The sequence below is a fragment of the Salinactinospora qingdaonensis genome, from assembly GCF_039539445.1.
Taxonomy (GTDB): Bacteria; Actinomycetota; Actinomycetes; order Streptosporangiales; family Streptosporangiaceae; genus Salinactinospora; species Salinactinospora qingdaonensis.
Window position 1 is genome coordinate 69,679 of record NZ_BAABDD010000020.1, and the last position, 24,172, is coordinate 93,850.

The 24,172-nt window shown below is 67.6% G+C and carries 25 protein-coding genes; 14 read left to right on the forward strand and 11 right to left on the reverse strand.

Annotated elements, in window-relative coordinates; all coding sequences use genetic code 11:
* Positions 1-668: 668 nt before the first annotated feature.
* The 10 genes from ABD848_RS18410 to ABD848_RS18455 form a co-directional block, all read right to left on the reverse strand.
* Positions 669-1,169, reverse strand: a complete 501-nt coding sequence (locus ABD848_RS18410) for a hypothetical protein (RefSeq protein ID WP_344973897.1) — start codon at positions 1,167-1,169, stop codon at positions 669-671.
* A 1,185-nt stretch (positions 1,170-2,354) separates the two neighbouring features.
* Positions 2,355-3,599, reverse strand: coding sequence for a styrene monooxygenase/indole monooxygenase family protein (locus ABD848_RS18415; RefSeq protein ID WP_344973900.1), 1,245 nt, complete (start codon positions 3,597-3,599; stop codon positions 2,355-2,357).
* 31 nt (positions 3,600-3,630) lie between these two features.
* Positions 3,631-4,236, reverse strand: coding sequence for a GTP-binding protein (locus ABD848_RS18420; protein ID WP_344973903.1), 606 nt, complete (start codon positions 4,234-4,236; stop codon positions 3,631-3,633).
* Complete coding sequence (locus tag ABD848_RS18425; RefSeq protein ID WP_344973906.1) at positions 4,214-4,558, reverse strand: DUF742 domain-containing protein; 345 nt, start codon at positions 4,556-4,558, stop codon at positions 4,214-4,216. Before ABD848_RS18425 ends, ABD848_RS18420 begins: the two co-directional genes overlap by 23 nt.
* A gap of 31 nt (positions 4,559-4,589) precedes the next feature.
* Positions 4,590-5,033: a roadblock/LC7 domain-containing protein gene (locus ABD848_RS18430; RefSeq protein ID WP_344973909.1), complete on the reverse strand. Its 444-nt coding sequence runs from the start codon at positions 5,031-5,033 to the stop codon at positions 4,590-4,592.
* A 12-nt stretch (positions 5,034-5,045) separates the two neighbouring features.
* The gene (locus ABD848_RS18435) at positions 5,046-6,197 is read right to left on the reverse strand and encodes a sensor histidine kinase (protein ID WP_344973912.1); all 1,152 of its coding nucleotides are present in this window, start codon (positions 6,195-6,197) and stop codon (positions 5,046-5,048) included.
* Between the two features lie 357 nt (positions 6,198-6,554).
* A complete protein-coding gene (locus ABD848_RS18440) occupies positions 6,555-7,400 on the reverse strand; it encodes an HpcH/HpaI aldolase/citrate lyase family protein (protein WP_344973915.1) in 846 nt (281 codons plus the stop codon).
* The gene (locus ABD848_RS18445) at positions 7,397-7,903 is read right to left on the reverse strand and encodes a MaoC family dehydratase (RefSeq protein ID WP_344973917.1); all 507 of its coding nucleotides are present in this window, start codon (positions 7,901-7,903) and stop codon (positions 7,397-7,399) included. Before ABD848_RS18445 ends, ABD848_RS18440 begins: the two co-directional genes overlap by 4 nt.
* A 408-nt stretch (positions 7,904-8,311) precedes the next feature.
* Positions 8,312-9,178, reverse strand: coding sequence for an alpha/beta fold hydrolase (locus tag ABD848_RS18450; RefSeq protein ID WP_344973920.1), 867 nt, complete (start codon positions 9,176-9,178; stop codon positions 8,312-8,314).
* A 31-nt stretch (positions 9,179-9,209) separates the two neighbouring features.
* Entirely contained in the window at positions 9,210-9,653 is a 444-nt protein-coding gene (locus ABD848_RS18455) for a hypothetical protein (RefSeq protein WP_344973921.1), read from the reverse strand.
* 692 nt (positions 9,654-10,345) lie between these two features.
* Here ABD848_RS18455 and ABD848_RS18460 point away from each other — a divergent pair.
* The 14 genes from ABD848_RS18460 to ABD848_RS18525 all read left to right on the forward strand — a co-directional run bounded on the left by ABD848_RS18460 (position 10,346) and on the right by ABD848_RS18525 (position 23,806).
* Positions 10,346-11,416, forward strand: coding sequence for an ArsR/SmtB family transcription factor (locus tag ABD848_RS18460; protein WP_344973923.1), 1,071 nt, complete (start codon positions 10,346-10,348; stop codon positions 11,414-11,416).
* Positions 11,417-12,293: 877 nt separating this feature from the next.
* The gene (locus ABD848_RS18465) at positions 12,294-12,749 is read left to right on the forward strand and encodes a VOC family protein (RefSeq protein ID WP_344973926.1); all 456 of its coding nucleotides are present in this window, start codon (positions 12,294-12,296) and stop codon (positions 12,747-12,749) included.
* Positions 12,750-12,846: 97 nt separating this feature from the next.
* The gene (locus tag ABD848_RS18470; protein ID WP_344973929.1) at positions 12,847-13,131 is read left to right on the forward strand and encodes a 4a-hydroxytetrahydrobiopterin dehydratase; all 285 of its coding nucleotides are present in this window, start codon (positions 12,847-12,849) and stop codon (positions 13,129-13,131) included.
* A gap of 1,454 nt (positions 13,132-14,585) precedes the next feature.
* Positions 14,586-15,368, forward strand: a complete 783-nt coding sequence (locus ABD848_RS18475; RefSeq protein ID WP_344973932.1) for an ABC transporter ATP-binding protein — start codon at positions 14,586-14,588, stop codon at positions 15,366-15,368.
* Positions 15,369-15,370: 2 nt separating this feature from the next.
* Positions 15,371-16,207, forward strand: coding sequence for an ABC transporter permease (locus ABD848_RS18480; protein ID WP_344973935.1), 837 nt, complete (start codon positions 15,371-15,373; stop codon positions 16,205-16,207).
* Positions 16,208-16,296: 89 nt separating this feature from the next.
* Positions 16,297-17,346: an ABC transporter substrate-binding protein gene (locus ABD848_RS18485; protein WP_344973938.1), complete on the forward strand. Its 1,050-nt coding sequence runs from the start codon at positions 16,297-16,299 to the stop codon at positions 17,344-17,346.
* A 40-nt stretch (positions 17,347-17,386) separates the two neighbouring features.
* Positions 17,387-18,550 carry an FAD-dependent oxidoreductase gene (locus tag ABD848_RS18490; protein ID WP_344973941.1) on the forward strand — a complete coding sequence of 388 codons (1,164 nt, stop codon included), beginning with the start codon at positions 17,387-17,389 and terminating at the stop codon, positions 18,548-18,550.
* 2 nt (positions 18,551-18,552) lie between these two features.
* On the forward strand, positions 18,553-19,152 hold the full coding sequence (locus tag ABD848_RS18495; RefSeq protein WP_344973944.1) for an amino acid synthesis family protein: 600 nt from the start codon (positions 18,553-18,555) through the stop codon (positions 19,150-19,152).
* Positions 19,153-19,225: 73 nt separating this feature from the next.
* Complete coding sequence (locus ABD848_RS18500) at positions 19,226-20,008, forward strand: class II aldolase/adducin family protein (protein ID WP_344973947.1); 783 nt, start codon at positions 19,226-19,228, stop codon at positions 20,006-20,008.
* A gap of 59 nt (positions 20,009-20,067) precedes the next feature.
* On the forward strand, positions 20,068-21,000 hold the full coding sequence (locus ABD848_RS18505) for a 3-hydroxyacyl-CoA dehydrogenase NAD-binding domain-containing protein (protein WP_344973950.1): 933 nt from the start codon (positions 20,068-20,070) through the stop codon (positions 20,998-21,000).
* A gap of 11 nt (positions 21,001-21,011) precedes the next feature.
* A complete protein-coding gene (locus ABD848_RS18510) occupies positions 21,012-21,827 on the forward strand; it encodes an alpha/beta fold hydrolase (RefSeq protein WP_344973953.1) in 816 nt (271 codons plus the stop codon).
* 73 nt (positions 21,828-21,900) lie between these two features.
* Positions 21,901-22,362 carry a YbhB/YbcL family Raf kinase inhibitor-like protein gene (locus tag ABD848_RS18515; RefSeq protein WP_344973958.1) on the forward strand — a complete coding sequence of 154 codons (462 nt, stop codon included), beginning with the start codon at positions 21,901-21,903 and terminating at the stop codon, positions 22,360-22,362.
* A 132-nt stretch (positions 22,363-22,494) separates the two neighbouring features.
* Positions 22,495-23,259 (forward strand): IclR family transcriptional regulator, encoded by a 765-nt coding sequence (locus ABD848_RS18520; RefSeq protein ID WP_344973961.1) that lies wholly within the window; start codon positions 22,495-22,497, stop codon positions 23,257-23,259.
* A gap of 406 nt (positions 23,260-23,665) precedes the next feature.
* Positions 23,666-23,806 (forward strand): DUF5996 family protein, encoded by a 141-nt coding sequence (locus ABD848_RS18525; protein WP_344973964.1) that lies wholly within the window; start codon positions 23,666-23,668, stop codon positions 23,804-23,806.
* Positions 23,807-23,821: 15 nt separating this feature from the next.
* On the opposite strand, the gene ABD848_RS18530 is transcribed toward ABD848_RS18525, so the two are convergent.
* Positions 23,822-24,172: RNA-guided endonuclease InsQ/TnpB family protein (locus ABD848_RS18530; RefSeq protein ID WP_344973967.1), on the reverse strand; the 351-nt coding region annotated here is incomplete at its 5' end.

The following is a 24,172-nucleotide window of genomic DNA, read 5'->3' on the forward strand; positions in this document are numbered from 1 at the left end:
CAGCAGCCGGGAGTGTGGGGGGCTTCACTCATTTATACATTAACCATTTCACGGCCCCAACAACCAGGGAGGCGCAGAAGCCCCCCACCGCTCGTGCCTCGATCGCTCCGCGATCTCAGCAGCCAGGGGAACGCTCAACCACCGCGTAAACTCAAAAATCACGCCACACCAAAAACTCAACACCTAAAAATCAACCAACCATCACGGAAATCCCAACAACCCTCTCACTCGCCAGTGTCACCATTCCAACTATCCCCAAAAGAAAAACCATCCCACCATCTCACTCAATAAACACACCACACACCCAGCACCCCCTGGCTGCTGAGATCGCGCAGCGACCAAAACACAAGCGACGGGACGCCTTTGCACCTTCCTGACTACCGAGGCCACGCAACGATCAAAACACAAACGAACGAAAAACACCCCCGCACCTCCTTAGCTGCTGAGATCGCGCAGCGATCGAGGCACGAGCGAACGACGAATGCCCTTGCGCCTTTATGGTTGTTGAGGGTGTGGAGTGGTAGAGGCACGAGCGAACAAAAAACACCCCCGCACCTCCTTAGCTGCTGAGATCGCGCAGCGATCGAGGCACGAGCGGCGAGATACCTAAAAACCACCCTTTACGCGAACCAAGGAACCTCCCCACGGGAGAACGATCGAAGCGTCACCTAAAGCAGATGCAGCGTCCCCGTTTCGCGGGCTTGTCGAAACTTCATACCGATGTAGTTGATCCGACGCCGCACGACACTCAGCCAACCACGCGGCGGCTGCCACCCTGCCCCCAGCAACCGATCCCGCAAGGGCCAGAGGAAATCCTCCGGGCTACAGAGCACGGTTTCAGCGGTGACCACCAGCACCCTCCAGCCTTCGGCCGCGATTCTCCGCCGCCGTTCCTCATCGAGTTCAGCCTGCCGGGCAGTGCGCCGGTGATGTTCCCAGCCGTCGTACTCGACAGCCTGGCGCCACTGCGGATATCCCATGTCGAGACGGAGCTTTCCACCACTCAAAGGAATCTGACACTGCGGTCGGGGCAGGCCGGCGTCCACGACCAGACAGCGAACCCAACTCTCCCCGGGTGATTCGGCACGCGGATCGGCCATGGCCAGCACGTCTCTGGCTTGGCAAATCCGATAACTATCCCGCAGAGAGCCACAGAGTTGCTCGGTCAAGCCGCGATCGGCCCCGTGAGCCAGGAGCTGGTCAGCAGCAGCCAGAGCTTGCGGACGGGGAAGGTGGCGTGCCGTGTCGACGAAAAGACACTCGAAAGGGGCAACGTGCAACCCGGCCACGACAGTGGCCTGCACAGGGGTGAGGGGACCGGAACGCAACACAACGCCGGGAATGCGAGGCTCGCGAGAAGGATCAGAGACGGGTTTCCTGACAACCTCCACCGGCCAGCAGCTCTCGGCCACGCCCGGAGGAAGGACGTCCATGCCGTGGACAGCGGCCCCGGTGCAGCCGGTGAGTACCGCGTGGGGCATAGCCGCGGCCAACTCACGCGCCCGCTCCAGCAGCGAAGCACCGTGGTCACGGATATGGCGCCGGGGGTCATTCGTGCGCAGCGGCTCCCCGTACCGAGGAAGAGTGTTGACCATAGCTCCACCGAACCTCGACGGGCGATGCTGTTGGTCGGTGTCCACAGGGTTTTTCTTGACAGGTACACGACCAGCTCGTGGGAAACGTCTTCCCAGGAGTCCTGTGTGTTCATACAACGAGAAATGCTCTGACAACTCTGAGGGTGGGCGCGTTTGTTCTTCCACCGCTCGTGCCTCGACCGCTCCGCGATCTCAGCAGCCAGGGGATGCGCGGGAGTATTCTTCGCTCGTCTGTGTCTTGCTCACTTCATGGCCCTAGCAACCGGACAGACACAAAAACACCCCACCACTCGTGCCTCGACCGCTCCACAACCTCAACAACCAAGGAGACACGGGAGTATTCTTCACTCATTCGTGTCTTGCTCACTTCATGGCCCTAGCAACCGGACAGACACAAAAACACCCCACCACTCGTGCCTCGACCGCTCCGCGATCTCAGCAGCCAGGGGATGCGGGGGGTGTGGTGTGTTTGTTGAGTGAGATAGTGGAGGGGTTTTTCTTGTGGGGGTAGTTGGAAGGGCGGCACTCTCGAGTGAGAGGGTTTTTAGGGTTTCCGCGGCGGTTGGTTGATTTTTAGGTGTTAAGTTTTTCGGTGTGGCGTGATTTTTGAGTTCACGCGGTAGTTGAGCGTTCCCCTGGCTGCTGAGATCGCGGAGCGATCGAGGCACGAGCGAACGACGAACACCCCCACAGCCCCCCGCACCCCAGCCGTCCGAACAACAGAACCCGGCCGGGGCGCGGGGCCGACGCCGAAGCGGTTCAGGCGGTGTGGTCCTGGTCGGCGACCGAGGCGAGGTAGGCGTCGGTCTTGGCGGGGTCGACGAACCAGTGCTCGAAGTCGGTGGGGTCGTTGTAGCCCATGGCGAAGCGGTAGGCCACGGCGGGGTTGTGGGCGGCGGTGGCCAGGGTGCGCTGCACGTGCTCGGGTAGCGGCTCCAGCATCATGTTGGTGAAGGCGGTCACGTGCTGGGCGTAGTTCCAGTAGGCGTCGAAGGTCTGCTGCATCCACTGCGGGTCGAAGGGCTGGTCGCCGCGGTCCACGATGGCGCGCAGGTAGATGTCGGCGCAGCGCACCGCGTTGTTGGCGCCTTGGCCGGTGATGGGGTCGTTGGCGACCACCACGTCGGCCATGCCCAGCACGTGGGAGGTTTCCGACAGCCGCGCCACCGGGTGGCGCACCACCGGGGTGTAGCCGCCGACGAGGGAGCAGCGCTCGTCGGCGGGCTCGGCCTCCAGGCAACGCTCGTATTCCCACGGCACGTAGCGCCGCGCCAGGTCGAGGGTGCGTTCCAAGTGCTCCTTGGGGGCGGGCCGATCCGACCAGCAGTCGAGCGGGCCGCCGGGCACCGCCTCCCAAAACAGGATGTCGCAAGGACCGCTGTTGGTGTAGGCGGGGATGACGAACAGCTCACCGAGGCCCGGGAGCGCGTTGATGCGCACGTGCGGCTCCGGGTAGTCGGGCCGGGGCGTCATACCGTGCACATAGATGCACGACAGCATCCGCTGCGGGCTGTCGTAGGGGGAGCGGCTGGGGTCGCGGTCGAACAGCTCGACCAGCTCGCCCTTGCCCGCGGCGATGATCGTCAGGTCGTACATGGCCGACAGCCCCTCCAGCTCGGAGGTCATGACGCCGTGGTAGACGACCTCGCCGCCGCGTTCCTCGAACAGCTCCAGCCAGGCGGCCATCTTGACCCGCTGGTCCACGGACTGGGCGTAGGAGTCCCAACGCCCCACGAAATCGAACGCCAGCTTCCCCGGCGGGTCCGACAGGGCCACCCGCTGCGAGACGATGCGCGGGGCCTGCTCCTCCCACTGGTTGAGTCCGAGGTCGCGTTCGATCTGTAGGTTGGGTGCGAAGATGCACTGGGTCGACATGACCCGGCCGCCGCGGATCTCCTCGGGGGTGCGCGCCGACATGATGGTGACGTCATAGCCCGCGTCGAGCAGGCCCAACCCGAGTTGGAGGCCGGCCTGCCCGGCGCCGACGATCAAAATCCTGCGCATTTCTGCCTTTCTCGTTGAGGGGAGGACGAGATCAGTGCCGTGACGGGGCGGCGGTGGCCGGGGCGGCCTGGCGCATGGTGTGCGACAACGACACGGTCAGGGTCTCCACGACCGAGCCGCGGCTGCGCGCGTCGCAGGTCACCAGCGGGGTTTCCGGGGCGAGCTGGAGCGCTTCGCGCACGTCGGTCAGGTCGTGGCTACAGTGGCCGTCGAACAGGTTGACGGCGACGATGAAGGGCACGTCGGAGTCGTTTTCGAAGTAGTTGACCGCGGCGAAGGAAACGTCGAGGCGCCGGGTGTCGACCAGGACGACCGCGCTGCTCGCGCCGCGGCACAGGTCGTCCCACATCGGCCAGAACCGGGCCTGGCCCGGGGTGCCGAACAGGTACAGCACGAGGTCGTCGGCCAGGGTGATGCGGCCGAAGTCCATGGCTACCGTGGTGGTGACCTTGTCGGTGCCGCCGGTGAGCGGGTCGACGGTCTTGGCGGCCTGGGTCATCCACGCCTCGGTGTTGACCGGAGGGATCTCCGAGACCGCGCCCACCAGAGTGGTCTTGCCGACGCCGAATCCGCCGGCGACGACGATCTTGGCCGAGGTGAGCTGCGGCACCGGGCTAGGCGAGCTCGTAAAGCCCATCGATGACTCTCTCCAGCAGGCGGGGGTCGTAGGGGGAGGAATAGGTCTCCGGGTTGATGACCAGGTGACCGCGGGCCGCCATGTCGCCCAGCAGCACCCGGGTGACGCCCAGCGACACCTCGCAGTGCGCGGACAGCTCCGCGACCGACTGCACGGCGCTGCGGGCACGCTCGTAGAGGCGGCGCGCCTCGGGAGGCAACCGGTGGGCGTACTCGGGGTCGTAGTGCGGCACGGCGACCAGCGTGTGAACGAACAGCCGTTGCCGCGGCTGGGTCCGTCCGCCCGTCAGCACGTAGGGTCGCACCCATGGGTTGACCGTCATAGACGCTCTCCCGCCTGGCTATGGGCCCCCGTCATGACGCGCTCCCCTCCTGGGAGCGGCTGCGCAGATCGTCGCGTAACTGCGGGGTCAGCACATGGCCGACGCTGGCCACGAGCTGGGTCATCCGGTGGGCGATGACGCCGAGGTTGGCCCCCTCCTGTACCAGGACGGCCAGACCGGCGAGGTCACCGATCCCCATGAACAGGAAGTGCCCGGCGGAGAACTTCAGCATCACCTGCTCGCACCGGGGCTCGTCGACATGGTGGGCGATGCTGGTGCCCAGGCTGAGCAGGCCGCTGGTCATGGCGGCCAGCGAGTCGGCGAGGTCGGTGGGGATGGCGCTGGAGGTGATGAGCGGCAACCCGTCGGAGGAGACGATCAGCGCGTAGGCGACACCGGGGGTGGACGTGGCGAAGTCGTTGACCAGCCAGCCGAACTCATCCGGCGTGCGGGGCTCTTCGGAAACGCTGTTCAACAGGGGCCTCTTTTAGCTTTCAGGGCGGTGGTCGGGCGGCTGCGCGGCCGGGTCGGCGGCGGACTCGGCTCGCCCTCCAGCGGCGAAGCTGTCAAGGTCGTCGGCGAACGACCCGCCACCGGAACCGTCCTCGCGCGCCAGGGGACGCTTGGGTCGGGGCGTGGAGCCACCGCTGCCCGCGCCGGCGGCCGGCCGGCGGCGCAGGCTCTTGGGTTCGCGCCGTGGCAGTTCGCCCGCGGCCGGGCGCTGCGGCGGTGGGGGCTCGGGCGGCGCCTCCGGTGCCGAGTCGAGCTCTCCGGGGGCGAGCCTGAGGTGCCGGGGAACAGTGCCCGTCTTGTCGCTGCGGCGCGCCGGGGTATCGGTCCCGGCGGGGGCGGGGAACTCGCCCACCTCCGGCTGCTGGGGGAGGTCGCAGACGAGTTGGGCGGGCAGTGCGACTACGACCGTGGTGCCGCCGGAGCCACCGGGGCCGGCGGAGTGGCGGGCGGTGAAGCTGACCCGCACGCCGTGGCGGCGCGCCAGCCGGTGCACCACCGCGAATCCGGTGTGCGTGCCGGCCTGCTCGTCGAGCGGGGCAACGTCTCGGGCCATCGTCGCGTTGAGCGCTTCGACCTGCTCGGCCTTGAGGCCGATGCCGGCGTCGACGACGCGGACCACCACGCCACCGCTCTCGGTGGGGTGGGCGCTGACGTCGACCGTGGACGGGGAGTAGCGGGTGGCGTTGTCCAGCAGCGGGGAGAGCAGCGAAGCCATGTCGTCGGCCGTGTAGGCCAGCACCGCGAGTTCGGCCACGGAGCCGATCCGAACGCGGGTGTAGGACTCGATCGAGGAGGTCGCCATACGGATGACGTCCATCAGCGCAACGGGGGCGCCGCCCAGTTCCGTCTCGTCGTGGCCGGCGAGAACGCGCAGTTCGCGGGCTGCGCGCCGCATCAGGGCCACCGCGTGGTCGACCTCGTAGAGCTGCTTGAGTGTGTCGGCGTCGCGCTCGTCGCGTTCGAGGTGGTCGAGCGCCTGGCGCTGCTGCTCAGCCAGGACCAGGACCTGCATGGCGAACCGGTCGGCGACGGCGGCCATCGGCGCGGGCTGCTGGGCGGGCGTTGGTTCGGTGGCTGCGGCCTGCCGGCGCTCGCGCCGGCGCCGGCCGAGCAGCGCCCGGATCACGAGGGCCGCCCAGTGATGCGGAGACGACGGGGATGGAGTGGTGGACTGATGTAGCGATGCATGGACAGGGGCACGCTTTCCTCATCTGTGACACCGTCGGTGCAATGTGATTCCGCAGCGTACGGACACGGGTGCGGTGCGCAGTGCAAGCAGGCACAGCACACCTTTGTGTCCGGAAGGCGGCATATGTCATCCGACTCCGTTGGTCGCTAGGTTGTCACAGATTGCCATAGGGACAAAGCGTTCCGGTCACAAATGCGCACCCAACGTCACTGAAATCCCTTTTGGGCCTTAAGTCACTCAAGCTCCATATCGGGCATTATGAACGGCGTTGGGGTGCCGACCCGCCCCACATCGTCAGTGGGGCGGACCCTCGGTGGGGGTGCGGGGCGGTCGGGAGATCCCGGCGCGATCGGCGATGGCCTGGGCTTGGCGGAAGAGGGGGGCGTCGACCATCCGACCGTCGAGGGTGAAGACGCCGGGGGTGTCCTCGGCGGCGGCCAGGACGCGCCGCGCCCACGCCACCTGTTCCTCGGTGGGGGCGTAGGCGGCCCGGATCACCTCGACCTGGCTGGGGTGGATACAGGCCGTGGCGGCGAACCCCAGCGCCACAGCGTCTTCGGCCTCGGCGCGCAGCCCGGCGTGGTCGGCGATGTCGAGATGCACCGCGTCCACGGCGAACCGGCCGTATGCCCCGGCGGCGAGCAGCACGGTCGAGCGCACGTGCCGGGCGACATCGCGGTAGGTGCCGTCGGCGAACCTGCTCGACCCGCCGCCGAGCCCCGCCACGAGGTCCTCGGCGCCCCACATCATCCCGACGCAGCCCGCCGCCGCCGCGATCTCGGCCGCCCGCAGCGCCCCCATCGGCGTCTCGACCAGCGCGACCACTTGGGCGTCGATGGCGCTGACCTGCTGCGGCGACTCGGCTTTGGCCAGCATCACCACGTCGTAGCCGGCGCGCGCCACCGCGTCGAGGTCGGCGGCGTGCTCGGGCGAGGTGGCCGGGTTGACGCGCACGATCGTGCGCTGCGCGTCGAGGGGAGTCTGCGCCAGCGCCTGCCGAGCGGTGTCGCGCCGCTGGGGATGGCAGCCGTCTTCGAGGTCGACGATGACGACGTCGGCGCCGGCCGCGGCCTTGGTGAAGCGCTCCGGGCGGTCGGCGGGACAAAACAGCAGCGCGGGGCCGGGAGGTGACCAACTCACGAGGTCCCCCCGGTCTCGTCGGCCGGGCGGCACCGCACCAGCGTGGTGCGCACGGCCCGGGCGACCACTTCGCCGTGCTGGTTGCGGCCGGTGTGCTCCAAAGTCACGATCCCCTCGCCGGGGCGGCTGTTGGAGCGGCGTTTACCGGTGCACACCGTCTCGGCGTAAAGCGTGTCGCCGTGGAACAGCGGGTGGGGAAACGACACCTCGCCGAAGCCGAGGTTGGCCACGATCGTGCCCTGGGTGAGCTGGGCGACCGAGAGTCCCACCAGGGTCGACAGGGTGAGCATCGAGTTGACTAGCCGCTCGCCGAAGGGCTGGCTCTGCGCCCAGGCCGCGTCGAGATGCAACGATTGGGTGTTCATCGTCTGGGTGGTGAACATGACGTTGTCGGCCTCGGTGATCGTGCGTCCCGGCCGGTGCAGGTAGGTCACCCCCTCATCGAACTCTTCAAACCACAGCCCCCGCTGTATAACGTGCCCGCGAGACTCGGCAGGACTCACAACCGCCACCCCTTATGTCGTGGATCGCCAGACGTTGTCGGCCGTCGCGGTATCCGACCGTATCCGGTGCGCTCGGCCCCGAGCCTCGCCCGCGGCGCCGGCAGCGCCGGTTCGGTGCCGGCACGGTGGGCGCACGCCCGCGGATACGGTGCCGGATGCGTTGGACAGGGCTCGGCCCCGGCCGCCGCTAGATTCTGTTTTTCGGACGGCTGGGGTGGGGGCTGTGGGAGTGTTCGTCGTCCGCTCGTGCCTCGATCGCTTCGCGATCTCGGCAGCCCGCAGGGGCGATAGCGGACACGCTCCCCCATTCCGCCCTGCCCTCGCTCGCGTCGACCTTTTCAAAGAACAGAACCTAGCGGGCCGGGGCCGGTGGTTTTCTTAGTGGGAAACGCGCGGTTCCCGGTTGGCTCACCGGGCCATCGCGGCTTGGCTCTCCTCCTGGATCTGGTTGAGGGCCTGCTGGAAGTAGCCCTTGAAGACCGGGTAGTTCTCGCTCATGGGGAAGTGCCCGATCTTTTCCATCTTGATGAACGTGGCGCCGCTGATGCCGTCGGCGGTGCGCTGGCTGTCCTCCGGAGTGGTCAGGTAGTCATACTCGCCGGTGATCAGCACGAGTGGGCAGGTGGACGTGTCGATCTCGCCCAACCGGCCACGCAGGTCGTGGTCGACCGAGTAGAAGTACAGGTCCCCGCGGAAGGCTTCCGAGCCTTGGGTGTAGTAGAACCAGGTCGCCGCGCGGTCGGCGTCGGGCGACTGTGGGGCCATCAGGTCCCACACGCCACTGGCCGAGACTTGGGCGGCGTTGGCGTGCGGGTGCTGCCACCAGTCGAGGAAGAACCCCGGCGAGTAGTCGGCGCCCTCGATCGAGACGATGCCGCCAAAGCGCTCCGGGTGGCGGAGGGCGAGCTGCAACGCCTCGTTACCGCCGAAGGAACATCCCGCAAAGATCGGCTTCTCCAGCTCCAGCGCGTCGCAGAAGCTGGTGATGAAGGCGGTGTACCAATCGGCGGTGAGCCGGTACTCCTGCTTCCACCACTCTTTGTTCGTGGGCGGATCGGACTTGCCGTGGTTGGTGAGGTCGTAGGCGATCACCCGGTAGTTGCTGGTGATGTCCTCGTCCTCAAGCAGGTAACGCCACTGGTGGTTGTGACAGCCCGCCGTGTGCTGACAGACGAGGGGCGTGCCCTCGCCGTTTTCCAGGTAGAAGACCTTGCACTCGTCACCGAGTACGTCGATGGTCACATAGTGTCCGGTTACCGGTGAGAACTGGGCCATGTCAGTGTTCCTCTCCCCGCTCAGTCGGCTGTTATGTCGAGGGCTCTCGTTGCTGAGGTGCGGACACCTCTTCGTGGACCGGGACTCCGCTCACCCGGAGCAGCTCCATCTGGCGGGTCACGCAGCGCAGGTTCTGCATCAAGACGAGCAGATCGCCTTCGAGCTCCATGTCCTCGCGGAATGTCGCTGCCCAGATGCCGTGGGCCATCGGGCGCGGCTCCTTCTTTCCGAATTCGCGCCACGTGTCCTCACCGGCTCGAATGAGAAATTGATAGCGCAGGTCCAGTGGCCCCGGGTCAACGAGGATTTCTTCGACTTTTCCGTGGTGCATCACGATCTGGTATTTATGACTGCCCATGTCGAGTAGATAGGAGCAGTCGAAGAACTTTCCGTGGGCCTGCAACTCCTCGTCCTGGTTACATACCCGAGTAAACTCTTCTACCCAGCGGTCCGCCACTGCGGTCTCTGTGGCCATGTTCCCCCCTTTAGCGATGTCATGGGGCCACCCGTGCGTGTGCGCGTCGCTCGTCGTGCGAGGGCCGCACCGTCTGCCCTTCCCGATTCAACCAAGCGGTATGACCTGTTTGACGGATTCGTGAACTGCTCTGGACGGTGTGTTTAGCCAACCGAAGCCGACGGCGTAAGACCATTACCGAAAGCAGTGGAAAAACAACCTAAAGTAGGGTGTAAACCGGTTATGCACACACGAGAAAAGCTATGTCGAGTTTCCCGTACCCGCCTCGCCGACGACGTGACGACTTTCCCTCGTTCGGGAGGTTCACTGGAGTCCTGGAAATCCGACCGACTGACGACCACTCACCTTCCCCCGCGGCGCAGCCCGTTTTTGTGTACCGTCGGACCCGCGACCGGTGGGGCATCGTCGGCAGCCAGCCGCGCGAGAGAGGGAACACGCTGGCTTCTGTTGTTCGGACGGCCGGGACGTGGGGCCGTGGAGGTGTTCTCTGTCGGCTCGCGCCTGGATCGCTGCGCGATCTCGGCAGCCGGCGGGGGCCACAGCGGACACGCCCCAGCGCCGGCCCTCGTCGCCTCTTCCACCCCCGGCGGGACCGACTCCCATACGCGACGCCGCACAGTCGCGGGGCAGATATCTGGAGTGACCTTGGCCTCGCTCCCCGCTTAGAGCAAAGGGCGGGAACGTAACATGGAGTGTCGGAGCCGGATACCCACGGTAGTGCGACGCCGTCGTTCGACGCGATCCGCACGATGCTCGGCACGGTCGCCGGGCTGGTTTGCCAGGAGGTCCTCAGGGTGCTGCGCATCCACTTCACCCCGGAGTCACCTGAGGAGATCCACCACGCCGACCAGCCCGACGCGATGTGGGAGATCCTGCTGAGCCTGCACGCACTCCAGGAGCGGGCCGACACGGGCGACAGCCGGTGGCGTGCGCGGGTAGCCGAGGGGATGACAGGACCCATGCGGCGACTGGCCCACCTCACCCCACCCCGGGGCTACTCGCCGGACTTCCTGACTCCCCTGAGCGGGCCGGGCGGTGTGGAACAGGGCCTTGACGCGGTGCTCGCCACTCCCCCGTCCCGACTGCGGCGCGATTTGGCGCTGTTGGCCAGGCAGCAGCACCGCTCCACGACCGTGCGGGGACTGCTGCGTGAGGGTCCCACCGCTTTGCGCCCCGTGGCCGCGGCCATGCGCTCCTACTACGAGCTCGCCCTAGCCCCGGAGTGGGAACGGTTGGGCTCTCGTATGGAGCACAACCTGGCTTCGGGACCCGGCACCGCGGGGGCGCCGCGGGAGATCCCCCCACCGTTGCGCGCATCAACTCGTTGGCAGGGCTGGGTCCTCACGATCGCCTACCCCGTCTCGCGGGATCTGTCCCTGGCGGGGCGTCCGCTGTATCTGATCCCCTCCTTTTTCTGCCGGCGCTACCCCATCGCCCTGCACGACCCCGGGCTCACGCCGGTTGTGGTCTATCCGGCCGTACACACCTCGGTCGTGCCGGTGGCACCATCCGTAGAGCCCCAACGCCGCACGGTCCTGGCTCGACTACTCGGCGGCACTCGGGCAGCCGTGTTCGAGGCGATCGCCCACGGGTGCACCACGACCGAACTGGCCCGCCGGCTCGACATATCCCCCGCATCGGCCAGCGAACACACCGCTGTCCTCCGCGATGCGGGCCTCGTCCGCAGCCAGCGCCGACGCAACACCGTGTACCACCAGATGACCGAGCTGGGCTACGGACTGCTCCTCGGCGAGCGGAACTGACCCGAGTGGGCAGCCGCGCAGCCAAGGCCGCGCGGCCTCTTTCGGCCAGAACCGAAACATGTTGCCGGGGCCGTGGCCACCGCGTTGACTAGATCCCGGTCGCGCACCGCAGCAGCGATCCCAACGGCGTCCCCGGCGCTGCCCAGTCCTCGCCGACATCCGGAACGAGGCTCCCTCACGCGCCGGGAACGCCGGCGGGCACGTTGCGAAGCAGCACACCAGGGAACCGGGGCAACGGCGGCAGCACTCGTCTCCGCGCCTGTGCGGGGGTCGGGCACGGCGACGCTGCCGGCCGCGCCCCGCCGTGGCGACCGACGGTGTCCCTGCGCGTGCGCCGGTTCCGGCCGGCGCACGCGGTTGCCCCACCTTCGGTGTGCCAGTGTCCTCGCTGGTCACCCCATGCCGACCACCGGGGGCCGGCTCCCCTCCCCCGGCCCCCGGTCTTCGAGGCAGGTATGAACCGGCGGGAAAGCCGACCCGGGCTCGCCCCCTCGCCCCCCGCGTCGCCGGACCGCCCTACAGCGCCGGGCAGTGCTTGGGGAAACGTCGCCCCCGCTGGGACAGCCGGTGAAGGCCGGTAGCACACCGGACTCCCCGGGCCGCCTGGCCGCAGCAGCCGGAAGCGGCCGGGCGGCGTGTCGGGGCGACCGACCCGCCTGCTTCGATTACCTTCGGTGTCTGTTGCTGGACTTCTGGTGATCAACGACGCGAGTCGGTCATGCCCGGCTCAAGGCCGGCGCCGACAGTCTCGGGAGCGCAGCGCGCCATGGGAGCGTGGCGGGCATGTCGCACCGGGCCGCGGCTGGGGTCGCCGGGCCGAACCAAGGGCACGCGAGCGGACCACAGGCGGGATAGGCCAGGCCGGGAAGGACGCAAGATGGATCGCGAGGACCTGCCCGCCCCCGAGGAGGGGCTGGTGCTGACCCACTTTCTAACCGTGCGCGACGTCGTGAGGTCGCGCACCTTCTATGCCGACATCCTCGGCGGGCGGATCGTGCTGGAGGAGAATCCGGCCATCGTCAAGGTCGCCAACTCCTGGATCATCATGAACCCCGGTGGTGGCCCCACCCCCGACAAGCCCGACGTCACCCTGCGCCCTCCCGAGGCGGGCGACCCGGTGTCGGCCTTCATGAACGTGCGCGTGTCCGACGTCGCCACCTTCTACGAGGAGGCGGTGGCCAAGGGCGCGCGGTTCCTCACCGCACCTTTAGACCGCAAGGCCGAACTGCGGTGCTACATGCACGACCCGGACGGCTACCTCATCGAGGTCGGCCAGGCGACCGGGATGCTCGCCGGCGTCTTCGCCGACCTCGTCGAGGAGAGCTCCCCATAAAACAGGGGAAACGGTGGGCGGCGTCGCGCCCCTGCCGCCGGAACCGCTGGCACAGTGGGGCACGCACGATACCGCCACGTTTCGTCGAGGAGAGAGCATGCCTGAACTGCTGAGCGCGCAGGCCATCGAGCAGGAGCTGTCGGAGCTGCCCGGCTGGACCCGCGAAGGCGACACCCTCACCCGAACCTGGGAGGTCAAGGGGTTTAACGCCGCGATGCAGCTCGCCAATGTCGTGGCCTACGTCGCCAACCGGGCCAACCACCACCCCGACATCCTGGTTCACGACTACAAGTGGGTGACCGTCACCACGACCACCCACGACTCGGGCGGGATCACCGGCAACGACACCGCGTTGGCCCGCACGATCGAGGCCACGCTTTAGCCCCCGACCGCCCCGCCGGGCCGCGGCGTGGTCCGGTCCCGTGGGGCCGGACCACGCCGCGGCTCACGTGGAGCCGCGCTCGACCAGCTCAGTGGGGAGGATGATCCCCGCCGACGCCTCACCGCCGAGGAGTTCCAGCAGCAGACTGCACCGCCGAGGTCTTCGGCGAGGTCTGCCCCGGAGGGTGGGGCTTGCGGCGGGGTGTGGCTCTGGCCTGAGGAGAGCGCGCGGGGTTTCCCGTCGCTCGTGCCTCGATCGCTTCGCGATCTCGGCAGCCCGGGGCGGGCTGTGGCCACGGTGAGGCCGACACTACGACGAGCAAACTATGACTCCGCCAGGACCACCACGAGCAGATAGCCCACGGTGAGGCCGACAAGGCCACCACAAGCAGGCTGGGGCGGGTGCCGGGCTCAACACCTTCTGGACCCCCCGCTGCCCCCCGCAGAGACCCCGCCGCCCATCGCTGTATCCCCCCACAGCACCACCGCACACAACAACGACACCCGCGGGGACACAGCACCACCCCGCGCGACAACGACACCCGCGGGGACACAGCACCACCCCGCGCGACAACGACACCCGCGGGGACACAGCACCACCCCGCGCGACAACGATGTCCCAGGGGACAGCGATGCCCTGGGAAAGAGCCACGTCGCACGCGACAACGACACCCTGGACACAGCAACACCCCGTGCTGGAGCGACGTTTCTTCCCCCTCGCCGTTTCCGGTCGTCCCCCGCCACGGCGCCCCCGTGAAGCTGCCGAGATCGCGAAGCGATCGAGGCACGAGCGAACATCACGCCCTTCAGGTATGGATCACCCGCCGAAACCGCCAAGATCACGCAACGAGCAAGGCACGAACAACCGGCACCATCTCCCCACCCCACCTCACCCCCATAGACCCCCGGGACAGCGGGAGGTGGCCCGAGCTCTGGTCCCGCTGGGGCGCCGAACACCTTTGAACGCAGCGGGAGGCGGTGATACACCGTGCGGGCACAGCAGCACTGTTCACCGCGAGAAACGACATCTGGGACGGCAGCGGCTCCTCGCTGTGACAATCCCATAACTGACCGGCTGCGGCGTTGTGCGTAGCGGCGGGCGGTGACGCGGCTCCGTCCTTAACCCTCCGCCGAGCGGTCGGCCGATGGAGCGAGCCACGACAGCGCGGCGCCGCCACGCCCGGCGCCTTCGCCGCTGTAACAACCGGGCCTGGCGAACGAGGCCGCTGTGCTTCGACACGCCCGCAGCCGCGGGGGATGCGAGCGCCGGCGGCGGGTCCACGGCGTGTTTCACGAAGATCAAAAAGCTGTGACCAGCGGTCTTCTCGTGCCCTCCCCCTTGACACTCCAAGATCGGCCCACCTACCGTTGTTGTTCTAATAATCGATTATTAGAGAGTAATAATCGAGGGTTGCAGTTTTTCCTGCGCCCTTCACGACTGGGAGGACCGGCCGCATGGATTCGGGATTGATCTCCGCCAGTGGCATCGAGATGCGCTTCGGCGGTGAAAGCGCTGGACAACCAGTCCTCGACAACCTCGACATCACCATCTCCGCGGGAAGTTTCGTCACGCTGCTCGGCCCGTCGGGCTGCGGGAAAAGCACCCTGCTCAAAATCCTGGGCGGGCTTCTCGACCCGACCTCGGGCGAGGTCGCCATCGGCGGACGCCCGCCGGCAGCGGCCGTCAAAGAACGCCAGATCGGCCTCGTTCCGCAGCGGCCGGCCCTGCTGCCCTGGAAAACCGCGCTCCAAAACGCGAGCATGCTGCACCACATCGCCGGCGGTGGCGGCAAAAAAGCCGACTCCACCGAAGCCGCCTCCCACGCACTCGAACTCGTGGGGCTGACTGAGGCCGGCGACAAACTGCCGCACCAACTCTCAGGCGGTATGGCCCAGCGTGTCTCGATCGCCCGCGCCTTGGCGATGGACCCGGCCATTTTGCTGATGGACGAACCCTTCGGCGCGCTCGACGCCATCACCCGCGACGAGATGAACGAGAAGCTCGCCGAAATCTGGGCGGCGACCGGCAAGACCATCATCTTCGTCACCCATTCGATCGGCGAGGCGATCTTCCTCTCCGACACCGTCCACGTGATGGGCCGCGACCCCGGCCGCATCATCGAAACCCTCGACATCGAGCTAGAGCGGCCACGGACCCGGGATGTTTTCGGCGACCCGACCTTCACCGCCTACTCCGGGAGGCTGCGCGACCTCCTCGAACCGAAAGCGATGGTCTGACAATGGCGACCCCGACAGCCGCCAAGCGCGAACCCGCCACCGAACCCGGTGTTCGCGGCCCAGGCAAGCTGAGAAAGTGGTTCGCCAGCGCGTGGCCGAGCGCGCTGGTCCTGGTCGGCATCCTCATCGTCTGGGAACTCGCCGTCGAGATCCTCGGAATCTCCGAATTCGTCCTCGCCAAGCCCAGTGAGTTCATCGCCGAAACCTGGCAGTCGCGGGAACTGCTGGCGGCGGCCACCTGGGTCACCACCCAAGAAATCGTCTACGGCTTCCTCATCAGCGTCGCCGTGGGAATCGCGCTGGCCGTGCTGATCGCACGCTTCAACTGGCTGTACCGCGCGATCTATCCACTCATCGTGCTTTTCCAGGTCGTGCCCAAAGTGGCGCTGGCCCCCATCTTCATTCTGTGGTTCGGCTACGAGCTGACCCCGAAACTGCTGCTGGTCGTCGTGATCGCCTTCTTCCCGATCACGCTCAACATGCTCGTCGGGCTCAGAAGCATCGACCAGGATCTGCTGCTGCTCATGAGATCCGTGGGAGCCACCCGCAACCAGATTCTGACCAGAATCCAGATACCGACCTCACTGCCCTACCTGTTCGCCGGAATGCGGATCGCGATCACCCTCGCCGTGATCGGCGCGGTCGTCGCCGAATTCGCCGGCGCCTCAGACGGGTTGGGCTACCTCATCCAATTCGCCTCGACCCAGCTCGACACACCTTTGATGTTCTCCGCACTCATCGTGGTCTCACTGCTGGGCCTGGTCCTCTACTACGGCATGTCATTGGTGGAACTCGTTCTCGCACGCACGTTCCCCCACATCCGCGACGCCGAACAGTGACAGTCCACCGCCGCTCTTCTCACCACCCGACTGTCCCGCTCGTGGCACCACCTCTCACCATTCACCTCTGATCTCCTACGGAGCACGCCATGACCAACCTCAAGAAGTCGGCTGCTTTCGCCGGCTCCGCCGTTTTGCTGCTGGCCACCGCCTGTGGTTCCGGTGAATCCGCCGAGCAGGGCAGCGGCGGCGAGCCCGACACCGTCACCGTCCAACTCGACTACCAACTGCGCGGCAACCACGGGATGTTCTACGTGGCCCGGGAGATGGGCTACTTCGAGGAAGAAAACATCAACGTCGAGGAGATCACCACCGGCTCCGGCTCGCCCGACGCGCTGCGCATCGTGGGCAAGGGCCAAGCCGACTTCGGCTTCGCCGACCTGCCCTCCCTGGTGACCGCGCGCTCCCAGAACGTTCCGGTGCAGACCTTGGCCGCGGTCAACCAGGTCTCCCCGCTGGGGATGTGCTCGCTGGCCGACAACCTCGAACTCGACTCGGTGGAGGATCTGCGCGGGTCGAAGGTGGGCGTGCACCCGGGCGGCTCCACCTTCATCTTCTACAAGGCGCTGCTCCAGGCCAACGGCATCGAGCGCGACGAGATGGAGGAGGTCACGGTCACCCCGCCCTACGAGAACTACCTCGTCGAAGGCCAAGTCGACTCGGTCGTGTGCTACATCGACGCCGAGGTTCCCATCTTGGAGGACGCCGCCGGCGGCGAGGGGGCACTGAGCATCCTGCAAGGCTCCGACGCCGGCTACGAAGCCTACGGCTCCGGCCTGGTCACCAGCGACGAGATGGTCGAGGACAACAGCGACCTCGTCCAGCGGTTCACCAACGCCTACCTGCGCGCCTTCGACTACGTCAACGAGAACCCCGGTGAGACCGCGCAGCTTTTGGCTGAGACCTCCCCCGAACAGGCCGACAACGCCGGACTGTTCGAGGAGCAGCTACAGGCCGACATCGACCACACCTTCACCAGCGACGCCACCGAGGAGCTGGGCCTGGGGGCGATGACCGAGGACAAGTGGAACGCCACCATCGACATCCTCGCCGACCAGGGCGTCCTCGAAGGCACCCCGCCCGCGGCCGAAGACGTCTACGCCCCGGAGTTCACCGAGTCCTACTACGCCGAGAACTAACGGGACACAGCCGCCGGGCACCCACAGCAACGAAGGGCCAATGACATTGACCACCAGCGAGAACGGCCGCCACGCCGAGATCTCGGGAGCGGGATTCGCGGGACTGACCGCGGCCACCGCCCTAGCACTGCGCGGCTGGACGGTACGCCTCCACGAGAAGGGAAACGAGTTACGGGAGCAGGGCGCGGGCATCGTCTTGTGGGAGAACAGCATCAAGGTGCTGGAAGCGATCGGCGCCTACGACGCGGTGCTCGCCGATTCGATGACCCCGCCCTACTACGAGACGCGGATGCACGGCTCCACCGTCTCACGCGAAGAGTTCGGTGACCTGCGCTGGCGCACGCTAACCCGCCCCCACCTGCACCGCAGCCTGCTGGATGCGGCACTGCGCGCCGGGGTGGAGGTGCGCAGCGGCTCGGAGGTCGTGGCCGCCGATCCGGCCGGCTCGATCACGCTGGCCTCGGGTGAGACCTTCGAGGCCGACCTCGTGGTCGGCGCCGACGGGGTGCGCTCCAAGGTCCGCGACTCCATCGGCTTCGAGCAGGACCGGTGGAAGTCCCGCGACGGCATCATCCGCTTCCTGGTGCCGCGCCACAAGGCCGAACTCGGCCCCGGCGAGTGGGACAACGTCATCGACTTCTGGAACCTGGAGCCGCGTTACCTGCGGGTGCTGTACGTGCCCTGCAACGAGCGGGAGCTCTACGTCGCGCTGGGTGCGCCCCGTGCCGACGAGCAGGGCAGCCAGACCCCGATCGACCTGGACCTGTGGACATCGGTCTTCCCGGAACTCACCCCGGTGCTCAAGTCGGCCGCCGTAGCTGAGGACGCCCGCTACTACGGCTACCAAACCACCAAGCTGCGGCACTGGTCCCACGGGCGCGTGGCGCTGGTGGGCGACTCCGCCCACGCGATGTGCCCGGCGCTGGCCCAAGGCGCCGGGACCGCGATGGCCAACGCCTACACCCTGGCCACGGCCGCGACTGCCGCCGACGACGACAGCGACGCATTCGCGGCGGCGCTGCGCGACTGGGAGCGCCTGGAGCGGCCGATCACCGACCGCTGCCAGCAGCGTTCGGCCGACTACGCCGCGACCCGGCGTATGGCCGAAGGCAACCAGTTCGGCCCGGAGAACCTGGAGACCGCGGTCTACGACCCCACGGACCCGCTGCGCCACGGCGCCGGCGCGGCCGGGAAGCAGAGGTGAGGATGAGCGCGCACGCCACCGTCGAGGACAGCTACCAGGTGCGCCGCTGGGTGGGCACCGTCGAGGAGACGGTCCACGAGAACGGCCCCAAGGCCGGGGAGCCGCTGGTCAAGGCCGCCTGCGGCGTGGTGATCCGCAACCCCTTCGCCGGCGGCTACGTCACCGACCTGTCCGCCCTGACCGAGCCCAGCGCCGCCCTCGGGACGGCGCTGGGCACCCGGGCCGTGGCGCTGCTGGGAGGTCGGGAGCCGCAAAGCTACGGCAAGGGCGGCATCGCCGGAACCGACGGCGAGCAGGAGCACGTGGTCGCCTGCATCACCACGACCTTCGGCGATGCGCTGCGCGCGGCCGTGGGTGGGGGGCTGGCGTGGATCTCCTCGGCCACCAAGACCGCCGCGCCCGGCACCCCCATCGACATCCCGCTGGCCTTCAAAGACGACGTCTATGTCCGCTCCCACTACGACGCCGTCACGCTGACCGCAGCCGACGCGCCGCGCCCCGACGAGCTGCTCATCTGTGTCGCCGTGGCCACCGGCGGGCGGGTCCACCACCGTGTCGGGGGCCGCAGCGTGGCCGAGGCTCGGGCCGCGGCCCGAGCCTGACCGGCCACCACCACGTTGATTCGACACCGGCGCCGCCCCACCGGGCGGCGCCGGCACAACCGGAAGAGTCCACATGCCACACAGCCCGTACAGTGACGCCCTGCACCGCCAGGACGGCTCCATCGCCACCGTGCTCCACGACGTCGCCAGAGCACACCGGATCTTGGAGTTGGAAGGCCACGGCGACATGTCGATGGGCCACCTTTCCTACCGGGACCCCCACGGCCGCGGCCTGTGGCTCAAACAGGGCAACCTCGGCCTGGAGGAAGTCACCGGCGAGGACTTCATCCTGATCGACTTCGACGGCAACGTCTTGGAGGGACAGGGGCTGCGGCACCTGGAATGGCCGCTGCACAGCGAGATCATGCTCGCCCGCCCCGAAGTCAACGTCGTCGGCCACTCCCACCCGTTCCACTCCACGATCTTCGGCGCCACAGACGCCGAACTCGGCCCCTACGTCAACCACGCGGTGTGGTTCGCCCACCACGGGGTACCGCGCTTCACCGAGACCAGCCACATCATCACCACCCAGCCGCTGGGGACCGCCGTGGCCCGCACGCTCGGCCCGGCCGAAGCGGTACTGCTGGCCAACCACGGTGTGGCCTTCGTGGGCAGGAACGTCAAGGAGGCCACCCTCTCGGGGATCTTCCTGGAGAAGGCCGCCAAGGCACAGCTCGCCCTGGCTGCCTCAGGGTTGGGCCACGCCCCGCCCAGCGCCGCCGAAACCATCGAAAAGCACGAGGTCATCTACCCCGAGCGGGCCAAGGACAACTACTGGATGTACTTCAACCGCAAACTCGACGCCCTCGAAGGGCGCGCGGGCAGTGGGGCCCTCCGGGGCTACGAGGGGGCGTGAGCGCACGGCCCCGCGCGCGGCATACGACACAACCAGCACAATGCCAAGGAGAGGACACCATGAACGTCCCTAAGACCAGCGCCGTGATCGGCTCGGGCACCATGGGCCCCGGCATCGCCGCACTGTTGGCCCGCTACGGTTCCACGGTCCGCCTCAACGACATCAGCGAGGAGGCGCTCCAGCGGGCCGAGACCGCGTGCACCACCGCTTCGTCGGTGCTGAACCAGCTCGAGATCCCCACCGTGCCCGGCGGTTCGGTGTCCTACGAACTGGACCTCGCCACGGCGCTCACCGGCGCCGACCTCGTCATCGAGGCGGTTCCGGAGAAGCTGGAGCTGAAGAAGAGCGTCCTCGCCCAAATCGAGGCCGCGGTCGGCGCCGAGGTCATCATCGCCACCAACACCTCGGGCATCCCGATCTCGGACATGGCGGGCGCCATGTCCCACCCGGAACGCTTCATCGGCATGCACTGGTCGAACCCGCCCCACTTGATTCCGATGATCGAGGTCATCAGGGGCGAGCAGACCACCGCCGAGGTCGAGGACGCGCTGGTGGGCATCGTCAAGGCGTTCGGCTACGAGGCGGTCATCGAAAAGGAGGTGCCCGGCTTCATCGAGAACCGGGTGCTGTACGCGATCATGCGCGAGTGCCTGTCGCTGGTCGAGCAGGGCGTGGCCACCCAGGAGGACCTGGACACCTGCGTGAAGTGGGGGATCGGCTACAAGCTGGCGGTCATCGGCCCGATGCGGCTGCTCGACATGGCCGGCCTCGACATCTACGAATCGGTGTCGAGCTACCTCAACCCCGACCTGTCCAACGAGTCGGGCATCTCACCGCTGGTGACCGACCTGACCAAGCAGAACAAGCTGGGCATGAAGACCGAGGACGGCATCTACCCCTACGGGGAGGGCGATGTCGCGGCCAAACGCGCCGACATCCTGCGCGGGCTGGTCACGGTGCGCAAGGCGCTCTCCGAGATTACACCGGTCTGAGTCGGCCCGCGATGATCAGCGATACCCGCCACACCCGTGGCGGCGACGTCAGCCTGTGCTTCCGTGACACCGGCTCGGGCCCGACGGTGGTGCTGCTGCACGGCACGACCGCGAACCTGGGCGTGTGGGACCCGGTCGTGGCGCGCCTCGGTAACGGGGTGCGCACGATCGCGGTCGACCAACGCGGCCACGGGCGCAGCGACAAGCCCGCCACCGGCTACGGCGCCGCCGAGTACTGCTCAGACGTGCTCGATCTCGTCACCGAACTGGGCTGCGGTCCGGTGGTGGTGTGCGGGCACTCGCTGGGTGCGCGCAACGCGGTGGTCCTGGCCCACCAGCATCCCGAGGTGGTGGTGGGGGTGGTCGCGGTCGACTACACGCCCTATGTCGAGGCGCAGGTGTTGGACGACCTCGAATCTCGGGTCCGCGGGGGCGACCGGAGATTCGAGACGATCACCGAGGTCCGGAGCTACCTGCGCCATCGGTACCCGCTACTGCCCGACGACGCTATCGAGCGCCGCGCCGGCTACGGCTACGTCGCCGACCACGACGGGGTGCGCGCGCTGGCCGCCCCCACGGCGATGGTGCGCACGGTCGAGGGGCTGCGGCGGGACTTCGACACGCAGACCCGGGAGGTCGCCGTTCCGGTGACCCTGCTGCGCGGCGAGCACAGCCGGATCGTCTCGAAACGGGCCTTCGCCGCCACGCGCAGCCTGCGACCGGACTTCCACGCCGTCGAGGTGGCCGGGGTCGACCACTACATCCCGGAAGAAGACCCGGATGTGGTCGCTGAGCAGATCCTGCGCACGGTGCGGGCGGTGACGTGAAACGCCGAAAACCGCCCCGAAGAATCGACGCCAAGAAAAAGCACACGACAGACAGGACTAAGGAGCAGCGAAAATGCCGCTGAATATCGCGGACCTTTCGATTTCGTGCCGCCAGTTCGACGCCGGTGAACGGATTCCCGACCTCCACAGCGCCGACCACGGCAACGTGGCGCCGGACCTCAAGATCACCGGCGTGCCCGAGGGAACGGTGGAACTCGCGGTGATCATGCACGACCCGGACGCTCCGCTGCCGCGGGGGTTCGTCCACTGGGTCTGCTACGGCATCGCCCCCTCGACCACCTGGGTCGAAGGCGCCGGCAGTGGTCGTAACCACCGAGAAGGCCCCAACACGCTCGGCGAGAAAGCCTACAGCGGCCCCCAGCCGCCGCCCGGCCACGGCACCCACCACTACTACTTCTGGGTCTACGCGCTGAACACGGCGGTCAAGGGCGAACCCACCCGCGAGGAGTTCCTCGCCGACTACGCCGAGGCCATCATCGAACAGAACCGCGTCGTGGGCACCTACTCCAGCTAACCGCTCTGTCTTCGCGCGAATGAGGAAAAGACCGGGATCTGGCACTATGTGGGTTTCGGTGCCTCCCTCGGAAAACGGGGGACACGCTGCGGGAAACCGCAGCGTGGAACAGTCAGAGAGGAGAAAGGCGACGTGGCGGAGGCGGGAGGGCGTACCCCGGGCGTGGACAGCGCCCGGCGAGCCCTGAAGGTCCTGCTGCTGTTCTCCGAACAGTCCCCTGAACTCACCGTGGAGGAGATCGCCCAAGGTGTCGGCATCTCGGTCCCCTCTGCCTACCGCTTCATCTCGTTGCTGCGGGAACTGGACCTCGTGGAGGAGGACAAGGGCGGCACCTACGTGCTCTCTCCGCGGATTCTGGCCCTGGCGGAGAACGCAGAGCGGACCATGCGGATGTCGCACCTGCTGCGGCCGATGGTCGAACGGCTCTCCTCGGTCACCGGCGAGACGGCGCTGGTCATCCGGCGCGTCGGCGACTTCGCTACCTGCACCGAGATATCGCAGTCGGACCGCTCCGTACGACTGTCGTTTCGCCCCGGCCAGATCATGAGCCTGCACCAGGGGGCCGGCGCAAAAGCGCTCCTGGCAGGCATGGGCCAGGAATGGGCGCGCCGCTACTTCGACCGGTTGGAGTCCCAACCGTCGCAGGAGCGGCAAGAGGCAGTGCTGGCCGAACTGCCCACCATCGTCGAGCAAGGGTGGGCGCAAAGCTCAGCCGAGGTCGACGAGGACGTCTGGGCCGCCGCCGCGCCGATCAAGGCCGGCAACAAGGTCGTGGCCGCGCTCAGCGTCGCGGGACCGCAGTACCGCATCGACGACGAACGCGCCGCCCTGATCCTCGACGAGGTGATCTCCGGTGCCGCCGAGATCTCCAAAGCGCTACGCAGTTGGGACTCCTAGGTTCTGTTGTTCAAAGGGCTGGGATGTGAGGGCCGTGGAGGTGTTCTTCGTCCCCTCGTGCCTCGATCGCTGCGCGATCTCGGCAGCTTGAGACGGCGCTCGCCCCCACCCGCACCGCCTCTGCCGACAACAGAACCTCGCTCGGTCGTCCAACCGGTGCGGGCACACGCCCCCGGGTGCCCGCACCGCCGCTTCGGCCCCGCGAACCGGCATACGGCTGGAGTCCACCCCGGGCTCCAGCCGTGGCGCACCGGCTCCGCCCCGCCACGGCGCGCCGGTAGCGCCCCGCTGCAACGGTGACTTTAGACTCACCGTGAACGTTTCCTCACAGTACGCACGGCCGGTGCAGTGACCGGCCGACGACGCCACAGGACCGGGGCGGCCCACAGCGGCGACGGAGGCAAAGATGACGGTCGCGACCAACGACGACGTGTTCCCCCCGATGCCGTTCGCGCAGTGGACCGCCACCCGGGAGACCCTGCACCGGTTTCTACAGATCGTCGGCAAGACCAGGCTCGCCCACGGCATCCGCCGCAACCACTGTTGACTTCCGCTCCCTGGCCTAAAGGCCGGGGATTCCTACGGCGGCCACCTGGCCGCTTCGGTGGGTTCCTGCTTCATCGCGCTGTGCCCGAGCGTGCTCGGGTCTTACCTGCGCTCCACAGGCTGATGCGGCCAGTCCGGCCGCCCTAGCGATGTTGACCGCCGCATTGATGTCGCGGTCCAGGACGACTCCACAGCCGCCGCACGTCCATTCGCGCACGTGCAGCGGCTTGGGTCCATCCTTGACGCCGCACTGCGAGCAGACCTGGGAGGTGGGCTCGAACCGGCCGACCTTCACGAAGGTGCGGCCGTAGCGGGCGGCTTTGTATTCCAGCATGTTCACGAACGCCGACCATCCGGCGTCGTGGAC

Bases quoted from the DNA above. Each gene is read 5' to 3' on its own strand.
- ABD848_RS18415 (WP_344973900.1), bottom strand. From the start codon at position 3,599: ATGCGCAGGATTTTGATCGTCGGCGCCGGGCAGGCCGGCCTCCAACTC.
- ABD848_RS18480 (WP_344973935.1), top strand. From the start codon at position 15,371: ATGGCGACCCCGACAGCCGCCAAGCGCGAACCCGCCACCGAACCCGGT.
- ABD848_RS18455 (WP_344973921.1), bottom strand. From the start codon at position 9,653: ATGGCCACAGAGACCGCAGTGGCGGACCGCTGGGTAGAAGAGTTTACT.
- ABD848_RS18470 (WP_344973929.1), top strand. From the start codon at position 12,847: ATGCCTGAACTGCTGAGCGCGCAGGCCATCGAGCAGGAGCTGTCGGAG.
- ABD848_RS18495 (WP_344973944.1), top strand. From the start codon at position 18,553: ATGAGCGCGCACGCCACCGTCGAGGACAGCTACCAGGTGCGCCGCTGG.
- ABD848_RS18515 (WP_344973958.1), top strand. From the start codon at position 21,901: ATGCCGCTGAATATCGCGGACCTTTCGATTTCGTGCCGCCAGTTCGAC.
- ABD848_RS18420 (WP_344973903.1), bottom strand. From the start codon at position 4,236: ATGGGCTTTACGAGCTCGCCTAGCCCGGTGCCGCAGCTCACCTCGGCC.
- ABD848_RS18525 (WP_344973964.1), top strand. From the start codon at position 23,666: ATGACGGTCGCGACCAACGACGACGTGTTCCCCCCGATGCCGTTCGCG.
- ABD848_RS18500 (WP_344973947.1), top strand. From the start codon at position 19,226: ATGCCACACAGCCCGTACAGTGACGCCCTGCACCGCCAGGACGGCTCC.
- ABD848_RS18475 (WP_344973932.1), top strand. From the start codon at position 14,586: ATGGATTCGGGATTGATCTCCGCCAGTGGCATCGAGATGCGCTTCGGC.
- ABD848_RS18425 (WP_344973906.1), bottom strand. From the start codon at position 4,558: ATGACGGTCAACCCATGGGTGCGACCCTACGTGCTGACGGGCGGACGG.
- ABD848_RS18490 (WP_344973941.1), top strand. From the start codon at position 17,387: ATGACATTGACCACCAGCGAGAACGGCCGCCACGCCGAGATCTCGGGA.
- ABD848_RS18505 (WP_344973950.1), top strand. From the start codon at position 20,068: ATGAACGTCCCTAAGACCAGCGCCGTGATCGGCTCGGGCACCATGGGC.
- ABD848_RS18510 (WP_344973953.1), top strand. From the start codon at position 21,012: ATGATCAGCGATACCCGCCACACCCGTGGCGGCGACGTCAGCCTGTGC.
- ABD848_RS18465 (WP_344973926.1), top strand. From the start codon at position 12,294: ATGGATCGCGAGGACCTGCCCGCCCCCGAGGAGGGGCTGGTGCTGACC.
- ABD848_RS18450 (WP_344973920.1), bottom strand. From the start codon at position 9,178: ATGGCCCAGTTCTCACCGGTAACCGGACACTATGTGACCATCGACGTA.
- ABD848_RS18485 (WP_344973938.1), top strand. From the start codon at position 16,297: ATGACCAACCTCAAGAAGTCGGCTGCTTTCGCCGGCTCCGCCGTTTTG.